The sequence below is a fragment of the Candidatus Villigracilis saccharophilus genome (genome assembly GCF_016711665.1).
This window is the reverse complement of record NZ_JADJSO010000005.1, coordinates 107,918-119,948: the sequence shown is the minus strand read 5'-3', so window position 1 is coordinate 119,948 and position 12,031 is coordinate 107,918. Positions and strand designations below refer to the sequence as shown.

At 50.7% G+C, this 12,031-nt stretch carries 11 protein-coding genes; all 11 read left to right on the top strand.

Annotated elements, in window-relative coordinates; genetic code table 11:
- Nucleotides 1-619 precede the first annotated feature (619 nt).
- Complete coding sequence (locus IPL17_RS02665; RefSeq protein ID WP_345305530.1) at nt 620-1,153, top strand: hypothetical protein; 534 nt, start codon at nt 620-622, stop codon at nt 1,151-1,153.
- Between the two features lie 108 nt (nt 1,154-1,261).
- Nucleotides 1,262-1,645 (top strand): RidA family protein, encoded by a 384-nt coding sequence (locus tag IPL17_RS02660; RefSeq protein WP_345305529.1) that lies wholly within the window; start codon nt 1,262-1,264, stop codon nt 1,643-1,645.
- A gap of 50 nt (nt 1,646-1,695) precedes the next feature.
- Nucleotides 1,696-2,376 (top strand): response regulator transcription factor, encoded by a 681-nt coding sequence (locus tag IPL17_RS02655; RefSeq protein ID WP_345305528.1) that lies wholly within the window; start codon nt 1,696-1,698, stop codon nt 2,374-2,376.
- Between the two features lie 109 nt (nt 2,377-2,485).
- On the top strand, nt 2,486-3,871 hold the full coding sequence (locus tag IPL17_RS02650) for a HAMP domain-containing sensor histidine kinase (RefSeq protein WP_345305527.1): 1,386 nt from the start codon (nt 2,486-2,488) through the stop codon (nt 3,869-3,871).
- A gap of 60 nt (nt 3,872-3,931) precedes the next feature.
- Nucleotides 3,932-4,936, top strand: a complete 1,005-nt coding sequence (locus tag IPL17_RS02645; RefSeq protein WP_345305526.1) for a glycosyltransferase family 2 protein — start codon at nt 3,932-3,934, stop codon at nt 4,934-4,936.
- A complete protein-coding gene (locus IPL17_RS02640; RefSeq protein WP_345305525.1) occupies nt 4,929-6,416 on the top strand; it encodes a sugar transferase in 1,488 nt (495 codons plus the stop codon). Before IPL17_RS02645 ends, IPL17_RS02640 begins: the two co-directional genes overlap by 8 nt.
- Nucleotides 6,417-7,340: an NAD-dependent epimerase/dehydratase family protein gene (locus IPL17_RS02635; RefSeq protein ID WP_345305524.1), complete on the top strand. Its 924-nt coding sequence runs from the start codon at nt 6,417-6,419 to the stop codon at nt 7,338-7,340.
- Between the two features lie 94 nt (nt 7,341-7,434).
- Complete coding sequence (locus IPL17_RS02630) at nt 7,435-9,324, top strand: nucleoside-diphosphate sugar epimerase/dehydratase (RefSeq protein ID WP_345305523.1); 1,890 nt, start codon at nt 7,435-7,437, stop codon at nt 9,322-9,324.
- Between the two features lie 36 nt (nt 9,325-9,360).
- The gene (locus tag IPL17_RS02625; RefSeq protein ID WP_345305522.1) at nt 9,361-10,311 is read left to right on the top strand and encodes a peptidoglycan bridge formation glycyltransferase FemA/FemB family protein; all 951 of its coding nucleotides are present in this window, start codon (nt 9,361-9,363) and stop codon (nt 10,309-10,311) included.
- Nucleotides 10,311-10,826, top strand: a complete 516-nt coding sequence (locus IPL17_RS02620) for an NUDIX hydrolase (RefSeq protein WP_345305521.1) — start codon at nt 10,311-10,313, stop codon at nt 10,824-10,826. The genes IPL17_RS02625 and IPL17_RS02620 overlap by 1 nt, the downstream gene beginning before the upstream one ends.
- Nucleotides 10,826-11,977, top strand: coding sequence for a peptidoglycan bridge formation glycyltransferase FemA/FemB family protein (locus IPL17_RS02615; protein ID WP_345305520.1), 1,152 nt, complete (start codon nt 10,826-10,828; stop codon nt 11,975-11,977). Before IPL17_RS02620 ends, IPL17_RS02615 begins: the two co-directional genes overlap by 1 nt.
- Nucleotides 11,978-12,031: the final 54 nt, after the last annotated feature.

Genomic DNA, 12,031 nt, shown 5'->3' with positions numbered 1-12,031 from the left:
AAGCAGAGTAAAAGATTCGTAACTCATAGTAAACTCCTTGATAAAGATGACTTTCAAAATTTAATAGAAAGCTAGGGCCGTGACTGTATGGTTGTTGGAGAGGCATTGTAAGGCTTGAGGACAAATCCATCATTAATATCGCCTATTATATTGCTCACATTAAAAACTTAATGCTGCGCGAAAGTCTCCAGACTGTCACCCAAAAATAAATCCCTATATCTGCAAAAATCACAATGAGTATAAGAAGCGATATTAAACCAATCCCAATCGCGGCTTTTATTTTTTGATTTCTGTTTTCATGCTTTCTTTGCATACTGTAATATATTAATCCAAAACAAATAAAGATAACTGATCCGGGAACTTGTGGCGCCGCTATCTTTAGATAGTTACAAAATTGGCAGATCCCCTCGTAACTGGCGCATGGTCGCTACACCTCCCAAATAAACCGTAGCTTTCCCCCACCGATTGGCTACACCTTTTGGTTCCTAAATATAGTGTTGGCTTTGGGTGGTCTCCTGACCAACACCGTCCCAATTTACAACCATTTTACACCCGCGCCATATCCCCATAACCTTGCGCATCTAAAATCACATCGTAACCAATCAAAAAGGAGCTTACGATGAAAAATGTATTCAAGAAAATGATCCTGGCGGTCATGACCGCCGCCCTCGTCTTTGCGGCATTCCCTGCAACCAGTGCATTTGCCCAGGGCGAAAACCCGCCGACCACAAATGGCGAGGTCAGCAATGAAAAGCTGGAGAAAGCCTGGGCGCGCCAGTTGAAGTTATACAACAACCTCGGCAAAGGCTTCGAAGATATTGACGCCCAGATCGCAAAATTCCAGAAGCGCATTGACAAGGCTGCCGAGAACGGCAAGGATGTCACTGCCCTGCAAGCCGCGCTGGATGCCTTCGAAGCCGCGCTGAAAAGTTCGAAACCAGTCTATGACAGCCTGGAAGCCATTGTCAACGCACACAACGGATTTGATGCGGATGGCAAGGTCACCGATGCCGCGCAAGCCAAGTCCACTGTGCAGGCGCTGGGCGCGAAGCTGAAGGAAGTCAAATCCTCAATGGACGGAACAGGCAAGGCGCTGCGTGAAGCGTTCAAGGCCTTCCGCGAAGCGAATAAACCACCCAAGAGCGATTCTTAATCCATGAAATTCAGCGCGGGTCTCCTGACCCGCGCTCTTAATTTTTACAACAAGCGGTAAAATGAACATGTTTCATCACGAAAAAATACCATATCACAAGAGGTAATCATGACCAGAGACATTGTTCATACAGATAAAGCGCCCAAAGCCATCGGTCCATACTCACAAGCCATCCGCACCGACTCGATGATCTATACCGCAGGTCAGACTGGCCTTGACCCAGTCAGCGGGGAACTGGTCCAAGGTGGAGTGGAAGCGCAGACCCGTCAGGTGCTCACCAATTTACAGAACGTGCTCGAAGCGGCTGGTTCTTCGCTTGGGCATGTGGTCAAGACCACGGTCTTCCTGAAAGACATGAATGATTTTTCAAAAATGAATCCCATCTATGCCGAATTCTTTGGCGAGAATCCGCCCGCCCGCAGCACGGTCGCGGTGGCGGGATTGCCCAAAGGCGGATTGGTCGAGATCGAAGCGGTGGCGTTGATCGCGTAAATTTATTATCAAACCCTAAAGATCTTAAAGACCTTTAGGGTTTAAATCCCATGTCCTCCGAACTGATCCTGCTCGTTGACGACGAACCATCCATCCTTCAACTCGCGCGCCTGTATTTTGAGCGTGATGGTTTTCGCATTCAGGAAGTCATGGACGGCGAATCCGCGTTGGAAGCGGTTGCAAAATATCATCCAGCCTTGATCGTGCTGGATGTGATGCTCCCCAAACTGGATGGTTTTGAGGTCTGCCGAAAACTGCGCGCGGGCGGAGATTCAACTCCTATCATCATGCTCACCGCGCGCGACGAAGATATAGATAAGATCCTCGGCCTCGAACTCGGGGCGGATGATTACCTGACCAAGCCGTTCAATCCGCGCGAATTGGTTGCTCGAACAAAAGCGATATTAAGAAGAAGCGACAACAAAAAACAAGCGGACACCGATCCCGTTCATCGCGGTGACTTGACGATTTTGCCCGCTGCCCGTGAAGTGCGCCTCATGGATCGGACCCTTGACCTGCGTGCCCAGGAATTTGATCTGCTTCTCACCCTGGCAGAGCAGCCCGGCCGAGTCTTTTCCCGCGAACAATTATTACAGCTCGCCTGGGGTTTTGACTTCTACGGTCAGACCCGCACCGTGGATGTCCACATTGCCCACCTCCGCAAAAAGATCGAAGGCTCAACTGTGAAGATAGAAACTGTCACTGGGGTTGGGTATAAATTGGTGTCTTGATGTCGTTGCGAGGAGCGAACGCTAGTGAGCGACGAAGCAACCTCCTAATTGATTGGAGATTGCTTCGGACGAAGAGCAAAGACGTCCTCGCAACGACATAAAATTTTCCATGTTTTCCTCATTACGTTCCCGCCTCTGGTTAAGCTATGCCCTGCTGGTCGTCACAGCGTTAAGTGTTGTGGCGATCATCTTGTTTGTGTATTTAATCCGCAATCCATTTTTGTACCGTCAAACTTTGGAACGCCTGCAGGCGGTTCAAACCGTTGTTCTGGAGCGGGATGGACAATCTCTTTCTGTTGTCGCTCAACGCGCTTCCAAAAATTTCAACGTCCGAATTGTTTTATTCTCTGCCGATCAACAGGTTCTTTTGGATACCGCTGCAAAAAAAGAACCCGCACTACAATTTCCCAATGAAAAAATATTGCCGCGCAGTACGCCCATTCTCCGTGACGAGAAAAAGTCTGCCTGGATATATTCCCTTGAAAAATTGCCGGATAATTCCTATATCATGGTTGCCGCGCCTCGTCCGCGGATTGCGTTGACGAACGTGTTCACCGATGACTTCCTGCCGTTGATCCTGCAAAGCGGTATTTTCGCATTACTGCTTTCGCTGGTGGTCGCGTTCTTTTTTGCGCGCTGGATCGCAGACCCCCTGCAGAAAGTTGTCATCGCCGCGCGCCAAATGCCGTCAGCGGCGATAAAAGCGGTGGAACCGCAGGGTCCGCACGAGGTTCAGGAATTAACGCGCGCATTCAACGGCATGATCCAACGCACGCAGGCCAGTCAAAAATCACAACGCGAATTCGTTGCCAACGTCTCGCATGAATTAAAGACACCGCTCACCTCGGTGCAGGGATTTGCCCAGGCACTTATAGATGGCACAGCCGATACCGTCGAATCGCGTCAGCAAGCCGCGCAGATCATTTACGATGAATCCGCGCGCATGCACCGTATGGTGTTAGACCTGCTCGACCTCGCGCGGCTGGATGCCGGCACAGCCGATATCACCATGTCGCCTGTGGACATCTCTGCTTTGCTGAATGCGATCGCTGAAAAATTCACGCCGCAATCGCAGCGGGCAGGTGTGGAAATAAAAGTGAAAACGGTTGCCGCGTTGCCGGCCTTCAGCGCGGATGGCGACCGTTTGGCGCAAGTCTTTACCAATCTTGTGGATAATGCACTAAAGTTCACCCCGCAGGGCGGTGTGATTACGTTAAGTGTTACTCTGGAGTCAGACAGCTTGCTGTCTGGCAGAATCATGCTGGTCTCGGTTTCAGATACTGGCGCGGGAATTTCGGCTGATGACCTGCCGCATATCTTTGACCGTTTCTATCAGGCAGACCCTGCCCGCAAAGGCGGCGAGAAACACGGCGCGGGGCTTGGGCTGGCGATCGCGCATGAGATCGTGCAGGCGCATGGTGGTAAAATAAGCGTCCGCAGCCGCCTGGGTGAGGGAACCTCTTTCGATGTCTTCCTGCCGCTGATGAAAAAATGAACATTATTATAATGAAGTGACAGTCACCCAAGCGAGGGTGGCTGTCGTTTTGTAACTCTTATGCCACCATTTGTTTCCATCATTGTCCCTTGTTATAACGAAGAGACCACCATTCGCCACCTGCTCGATGCTGTTCTCGCGCAGACCTATCCGCGCGCGCAGATGGAGTTGGTCATTTCTGACGGGCTGTCCACAGACCGCACACGCGCTGTCATTGCTGAGTTCCAAAAGGAACATGCGGATCTCGCTGTGCGTGTGGTGGATAATTCGACGCGGACAATTCCCTCGGGACTGAATCAAGCCATTCGCGAGTCCGGAGGCGAGATCATCGTGCGGCTTGATGCGCATTCCATGCCCATTCCAGAATATGTGGAACGCTCTGTATCCGCGCTTGAAGCAGGTAAAGGTGAAAATGTCGGTGGCGTGTGGGATATCCGCGCGGGCGCAGATACCTGGATCGCGGAATCGATTTCATTCGCGGCGGCGCATCCGCTGGGCGTGGGCGATGCGATGTATCGGCTCAACGCAAAAGCGGGCGCGGTGGATACCGTGCCGTTCGGCTCGTTCCGCCGCAGCTTGATCGAAAGGATCGGAGCGTTCGACGAGACGCTTTTGTCGAATGAAGATTATGAATTCAACACGCGTGTGCGCGAATCGGGCGGGACGGTCTGGCTGGATCCTGCCATTCGTTCGGTTTATTTTTCGCGAAGTACATTAAAGAAACTCGCGGTTCAATACTGGCGCTATGGCTTTTGGAAGTTGAAAATGCTCAGGCGTTATCCGCATACCCTGCGCTGGCGTCAGGCTTTGCCGCCCGTCTTTGTGTTCATTCTGTTTGTCCTTATTGTGTTATCCTTGTTCGTTGGGCTTGCGCGTTATATACTTGCCGCACAGTTATTGTTCTACTTCATTGCGCTTGGATCGGCTGGCTTAAAACTGGCAATTGAAAAAGGAAAAGGATTTATTTTGATAGGTTTGCCGCTTGCGATCATGACCATGCACATTTTCTGGGGCGCGGGTTTTTTGTGGAGCGGTATTTCTGATCTTTTTGTAAAACATGACTGATATTTATCAACCATCCCTGCGATTTCGTCCCAGCGAGCAGCGCTGGTTATTACTGCTTGGCGACCTGCTCACCTCCTTTGTGGCGGTCTTTGGCGCGATCTATGCCTGGTATCGTTATTCCCTGTATATCTATATTCAAGAACTGGTATTGAAACAGCCGGAGATCACTGCCGCGCGCGCCATGGAACGCGCCATTCGTTTCCTTGATTCGGACGGCTTGTTTTTGCAAAAGGTGCCGGGCTGGTTCTATCTGCTCCCGTTGATCTGGCTGTTGTTGATGGTCGAATCCTACGAGACGCATACCGCCGCGAGCTGGAAAAAAACCTTGCGGGCGATTGCGGTTGCGCCGATCGTGGGTCTGCTGGGATATTCCCTGCTTTTCACATTCAGCCAGGACCAATCCCTGCCGCGTATTGGAGTGGGCGCTTTCCTGATCCTCGCTTCGATATTAACCTTGGTCTGGCGCGCCGTCTATATCCGACTCTACACTTCATCAGGTCTCATGCGACGTGTGCTGATGGTGGGCGCTGGCAAGGCGGGTCATTCACTTGCGGATATTTACTCCAAACTCAATCCGCCGCCGTTTCTGCTGGTCGGTTTTGTGGATGATGATGCCCGCAAACAGGGCAAGTCATATCATGGCTTTGCGGTGTTGGGGAAAAGCGATAAATTGCTTAATATTATCGAAGACCATCATGTTTCAGATCTGGTGGTCGCGATCAACGGGGAGATTAAAGGCGAAACATTCCAGGCCATTTTGGATGCGCAGGAACAGGGTGTTGAAGTGATCCGCATGCCGATCATGTACGAAGAATTGACCCAGCGTGTGCCTGTTGAGCACCTCGAATCGGATTGGGTTATTCGTTCGTTCGTGGACCAGGTGCGTGTAAGCGGTTTGTATGAATTATTCAAGCGTTTAATGGACATCGTCGGTGGTTTGGTCGGTGTGTTGATCTTTGTGATCAGCTTTCCGATCATTGCCATTGCCATTGCGCTGGAAAGCGGTTTGCCAATCTTTTACACACAGGAAAGATTGGGGAAAGGCGGGCGTTCCTTTACGATCCTAAAGTATCGCTCCATGTTCCAGAATGCCGAAGCCGAAGGCGAGGTGAAAGCTACTGTTGAAAATGACCCGCGCATCACACGTGTTGGGAATTTTCTAAGACGCACGCGCATTGATGAGATCCCGCAATTTTTGAGTGTGCTGACCGGTGAGATCAGTCTCGTGGGTCCGCGCGCAGAACGTTCTGAACTTGTGGCAGAGTTCCAAAAAAAGATCCCCTTTTATCGCGCACGCCTGCTGGTAAAACCCGGTCTCACCGGGTGGGCGCAAATTAATTATGGTTACGTGGCGAGCGTCAGAGAGACGATCGTTAAACTTGAATATGATCTTTATTATATTAAACACCGCACGATCGGCATGGACTTTAACATTGTCCTGCGGACCATTGGCACGGTATTAAGAAGGACGGGCAGATAAATGAAATATTTGATCACAGGCGGCGCGGGCTTTATTGGCTCGCATATCGCGCGCGGCTTATTGGCCCAAGGCGCGGATGTGCGCGTACTTGATAATTTTTCCTCGGGCAAGCGTGAGAACTTACACGGCTTGGAAATTGAAGTTTTGGAAGGCGATCTGCGTGACGCTTCAACAATAGCTCAGGCTGTGCGCGGCGTTAATATCATTTTCCACGAAGCGGCCTTTGTCTCTGTGCCTGAATCCATGGAGAAGCCGCAGGAATGTTTTGATGTGAATATAACAGGCACATCAATTCTGTTTGATGCGGCGCGCAAAGCGGGCGTCCAACGCGTTGTCATCGCTTCCAGCGCGGCGGTATACGGTGACTCAACCGCCATGCCGCTGGTTGAGGATACTCCGCTTAAACAACTATCTCCCTACGCGGTTTCCAAACGAGTCGATGAAATGTATGCTGAATTATTTACAAATCAATTCGGCTTGGAAGTTGCCGCGCTGCGCTATTTCAATGTGTATGGTCCCCGCCAGCGGCCTGATTCCATGTACGCCGCCGCCGTTCCGATCTTCATCCGCCGCATGTTGGATAACAAACCCATCACCGTCTTTGGCGATGGCGGCCAGACGCGTGACCTGATCAATGTGCGCGATGTGGTGCAGGCCAACCTGCTCGCCTCCCAGCACCCCGCCGCGCCCGGTCAAATTTTCAATGTGTGTACCGGCGTGGAGACCCGCCTGCTTGATTTGCTGGATATTCTGTACGAAGTTTTCCCGGACGCCCCCAAACATGTCCATGCTGAACCGCGCGCGGGTGACATCTATCGTTCCATCGGTACTCCGAAGAAGATCATGGACACTCTTGGCTTTGATCCAAAAATTTCCCTGGCTGAAGGTTTACGGGAAGCCGTTGAAGAAATGCGCGGAGCTTGAAAGAGTAAAAAGGTAGTCAGGTACACAAGTAGACACGACCTTTGACTTTTGACCTTGGACTATTTTCAACCTTCATCCCTCATCCTTTCCAACCATGCCCTCCTCACGTCCTAAAATCCGTAATCGGTTCGTCTTAATTGGCGATATTGCCCTTATCATTATCTCGGTGTTGGGCAGTTTTGCATTGCGGCTGGACGTGAGCGAACTCCCATTTTATTTCCCGGCTGCATTGGTCATGTGCGCGGTCGGGTTGATCATCAAACTCCCCGTTTATTTTTATTTTGGCTTATATCGCCGCCTGTGGATCTACGCCAGCACAAGTGAATTACGCCTGATCACGGTTGCGGTGACGGCCGCCTCTGTCCTGACCTCAGGCGTGATGCTCCTTTTGATCAGCCTTGACCTCATCCAGCCCGGTATGCCGCGCTCTGCGCTTGGCATTGACTGGCTGCTCTCGCTCGTGTTGATCGGCGGCTCGCGCTTTGCCCTCCGAATTCTTGCCGAGCAGTCCGCTGCTCCGCGTAACGCGCTGCGCGAATCCAAGCGCATCCTCATTATTGGGGCAGGGGATGCCGGTGCGCTTGTGGCGCGTGAACTGCAGAAATCGTCACAACTCAACCTCGTCCCCATAGGTTTTCTGGATGATGATCCAGCCAAACAAAACCATCAAATTTATGGCATTTCCGTGATCGGCAAGATCAATAAGATTGCGGGGGTTTTGGACAGCAAGCAAATAGACGAGGTTATTATTGCGATTCCCTCCGCGCCCGGGAAAATTATTCGTCTGGTCAATGACGCGTGCAGACAAAAAGGGATTTCCTCGCGCACAATCCCAGGTATCTATGAATTGATCGGCGGCAAGGTCAGTGTTAACCGTTTGCGCGAAGTGGATATTACCGACCTTTTGCGCCGCGACCCAATAAAAATAGACGATCAATTGATCGGCGCGATCATCAAAGGCAGGCGTGTGCTGGTTACCGGCGCGGGCGGTTCCATTGGGCGCGAGATCTGTCGTCAGGTTGCGCGCTGGGAGCCGTCAGAATTGATCTTGCTTGGTCATGGTGAGAACAGCATTTTTGAATCACTGCTTGAGCTCACTGAAAATTTTTCAACGCTGCCCATTCGTCCCGTCATAGCAGATGTGCGCGACGCGGAACGGATTCAGGAAATGTTCAAGGTGCATCGCCCGCAGGTTGTCTTTCATGCGGCGGCGCACAAGCATGTCCCGTTGATGGAGGCGAATGTTGAAGAGGCGGTCACGAACAATGTGCTCGGTACGCGCAATGTCGTCGCAGCAGCGGACAGGCACAAGGTCGAGAGACTCGTCCTCATTTCCACAGACAAGGCTGTTCGCCCGGTCAGCATCATGGGCGCCACAAAACGTCTGGCGGAGATGATCGTGCTCGATGCCGCGCACCGCAATAAGCGCGCATATTCGGTAGTCCGGTTTGGAAATGTTCTTGGCAGTCGCGGCAGTGTTGTCCCGCTATTCAAAAATCAGATCGCGCGCGGCGGTCCCGTAACAGTGACACACCCGGACATGCATCGTTATTTTATGACCATCCCGGAAGCGGTGCATTTGGTTTTACAGGCCGCGGCCATGGGCGCGGGTGGTGAAGTGTTCATGCTCAACATGGGGCAGCAGGTTCGCATTCTTGATCTTGCTGAAGACCTCATTCGGCTTTCCGGCCTTGAGCCGCATCGTGATATTGAGATTACATTTTCAGGGATTCGTCCCGGCGAAAAATTGCGCGAAGATCTTTGGGAGGATGGCGTGCAGTTCGAGCCAACCCATCACTCCGAAATTTATCGCGCGGCAGATGAAGAGAAGGTGGACGGCACGCAGCTTGCGCCGGTCATTGATGAACTGATCGAACTCGCGCATCATTCCAAAACCGATCAATTGATTCGGCTTTTGGACGAATCAATTCCTTCGGCATCTGTCCGTATCACTGCAATACCAGACATGACTTCGTTGATCTAAATGGATATTGTCAACTTTTCCGAATGGAATAAATTCTTGGAAAATCATCCCAACGCGCATCTGCTTCAAATGGGCGAATGGGGCGAATTAAAGAAGGACTTTGGCTGGAAACCGCTGCGCTTCATTCTTAACAATAAAACTGGTGCGCAGATCCTTTTCCGCCGCCTGCCTTTGGGGTTGACTCTCGGCTATATGCCAAAGCCAGTGGATGGTGGACAGTGGGCAGTGGACGGTGAACAGTTTTGGGTGGAGGTTGATTCTATTTGCAAAAAGAATCACGCTATCTTCTTAAAGGTTGAACCTGATGTTTGGGCTGAAGAATTCCATCTTCCGCCTTCCGCCTTCCGCCTTTCTTCTCACAACATCCAACCTCCCCGCACTATTGTGATCTCAATTAAAGAAAATGAAGAGACCATCTTGGCGAAAATGAAACCAAAATGCAGATACAACATCCGCCTTGCTGAGAAAAAAGGCGTGACAGTCCGCGCATGGGATGATATTCAAGCTTTTCATGAAATGATGACTGTCACAGGCGGGCGTGATAACTTTGGCGTACATTCAAAAGAGTATTATCAACGCGCGTATGAACTATTTCACCCAAGGGGAACTTGTGAATTATTGGTTGCCGAATATGAAGGCAAACCGCTTGCTTCATTAATGGTCTTTGCAAGCGGGAAACGCGCGTGGTATGTATACGGCGCATCCAATGACCGTGAACGCAATCGTATGCCAGCATATCTCCTGCAATGGGACGCCATCCGCTGGGCAAAGGCGCGAGGCTGTGAAGAATACGATCTATGGGGTGTCCCTGACGAAAATGAAGAAACACTCGAATCTAATTTCGAATCCCGTCACGATGGCTTGTGGGGAGTCTATCGCTTCAAGCGCGGATTTGGCGGTGAGGTTAAACGCGCCGCGCAGGCATTGGATCGAGTTTATAATCCGCTGTTGTATTGGGCATATTTGCATTTTATCGGAAATAAATAATGGCAGAACATTATTGCTTTCAATGTGGCCGCCTGCTTGAAGTTCAGAGGATCGATCATCGAGATCGTGAAGTGTGTCCCGTCTGCTCGTGGGTTTATTATCCACAATTAAAAGTAGGCGCGGCGATGCTGATCGAAAGTGAAAATCGATTATTACTTTTGCGGCGGAACCATGAACCCTGGAAAGGAAGCTGGATGTTGCCCGCAGGTTATGTTGAAGCTGATGAAGATCCAAAGCATGCTGCGCTGCGGGAAGTCCGTGAGGAAACCGGGCTCATCGTAGAGTCAAGTGAATTTACTCAGGTTTATTATTTTTCCGATGATCCGCGCGGGAATGGGGTTGCTTTTGTATATAAGGCAAATCGGATTTCAGGTGAAATCCAACTCAACGATGAGTCAAGTGCCGCGCAATATTTTTTATGGCAGGAGATCCCGTTATATCTTACGAAAGGCGGGCATGATCAAATTATTTCCGAGTGGCAGTCACAGGCTCGGCAAAAAGATGCTCTTACCTAATGGCTAATCTCTGGAACGACCTGATCTCAAAACTTCCCAACCCGCACTTTCTCCAAACTTATGAATGGGGACAGGTGAAGGCGAAGTATGGCTGGATTCCCTACTACGCTGTCTGGACGGATGACGGAAAATTTCATTTTTCCCAAACTACTGATAGCTTGTCGCTGATAACTGGTCAGTGTGTTGCCGCGGCATTGATATTAAAGAAGCAGGTCCTCTCTCAAGGCTTTGCAGCGCGTTTATCCATTCTCTATGCGCCAAAAGGTCCGCTGTTGGATTGGAAAAATGAAAACCTAAGAGATCGTGTTTTGAATGACCTGCAAACGGTTGCAAAAAAACAAGGCGCGATCTTTCTGAAGATCGATCCTGATATTGTGTTGGGAAGGGGAGTCCCAAATAACGCTGACGATGTCCCTGATAACGCCGGGCAGGCCGCGAGGTCGGAATTGATGCGCAGGGGCTGGGATTATTCATCGGATCAAATCCAATTCCAAAATACCGTCCTCATTGATCTGTCTGTACCTGTGGATGAAATGCTGGCGCGCATGAAACCCAAGACTCGTTATAACATCCGCCTGGCCGAAAAGAAGGGTGTCGGTTTTCGCGTAGGCGGCGTCGGTGATCTATCCATGCTTTATAAAATGTACGCGGAGACTTCCGTGCGTGATGGTTTCGTGATCCGCGACGAAAATTACTACATGACCGTTTGGCAATTATTCATGCAATCCACGATCCATGGTCAACCGTCCACTCTCCCCTTAATTGCAGAAGTAAACAACGAACCTGTCGCTGCCATCTTCCTGTTCATGTTTGCCGGCCGCGCTTATTATGTGTATGGCATGTCGCGCAATATTCATCGTGAAAAGATGCCGGCTTATCTTTTGCAATGGGAAGCCATGAAAATTGCGGGTGCAAATGGTTGCGCCGCCTATGATCTATGGGGCGCGCCGGATGTATTCGATGAAAGCGATTCAATGTGGGGCGTTTACCGTTTCAAGGAGGGGTTGGGCGGGGAAGTGGTGCGGACGCTTGGCGCTTATGATTTTGCCCCAAACAAACTTTGGTATAAATTGTACGCCGAGATCATGCCGCGCGTGCTGGATGTGATGCGTTCCCGGGGAAAAGAGAAAACGAAGCAGGGTTTAGGGTAAAATTCGGGGGTGAGTTGGGTATAGGATGTGGCAGCGTAATGAATCTCCAATATT

What these genes read in the sequence shown, in the direction of transcription:
- IPL17_RS02665 (WP_345305530.1), top strand. Translation starts at nt 620, where the DNA reads ATGAAAAATGTATTCAAGAAAATGATCCTGGCGGTCATGACCGCCGCC.
- IPL17_RS02660 (WP_345305529.1), top strand. Translation starts at nt 1,262, where the DNA reads ATGACCAGAGACATTGTTCATACAGATAAAGCGCCCAAAGCCATCGGT.
- IPL17_RS02655 (WP_345305528.1), top strand. Translation starts at nt 1,696, where the DNA reads ATGTCCTCCGAACTGATCCTGCTCGTTGACGACGAACCATCCATCCTT.
- IPL17_RS02650 (WP_345305527.1), top strand. Translation starts at nt 2,486, where the DNA reads ATGTTTTCCTCATTACGTTCCCGCCTCTGGTTAAGCTATGCCCTGCTG.
- IPL17_RS02645 (WP_345305526.1), top strand. Translation starts at nt 3,932, where the DNA reads ATGCCACCATTTGTTTCCATCATTGTCCCTTGTTATAACGAAGAGACC.
- IPL17_RS02640 (WP_345305525.1), top strand. Translation starts at nt 4,929, where the DNA reads ATGACTGATATTTATCAACCATCCCTGCGATTTCGTCCCAGCGAGCAG.
- IPL17_RS02635 (WP_345305524.1), top strand. Translation starts at nt 6,417, where the DNA reads ATGAAATATTTGATCACAGGCGGCGCGGGCTTTATTGGCTCGCATATC.
- IPL17_RS02630 (WP_345305523.1), top strand. Translation starts at nt 7,435, where the DNA reads ATGCCCTCCTCACGTCCTAAAATCCGTAATCGGTTCGTCTTAATTGGC.
- IPL17_RS02620 (WP_345305521.1), top strand. Translation starts at nt 10,311, where the DNA reads ATGGCAGAACATTATTGCTTTCAATGTGGCCGCCTGCTTGAAGTTCAG.
- IPL17_RS02615 (WP_345305520.1), top strand. Translation starts at nt 10,826, where the DNA reads ATGGCTAATCTCTGGAACGACCTGATCTCAAAACTTCCCAACCCGCAC.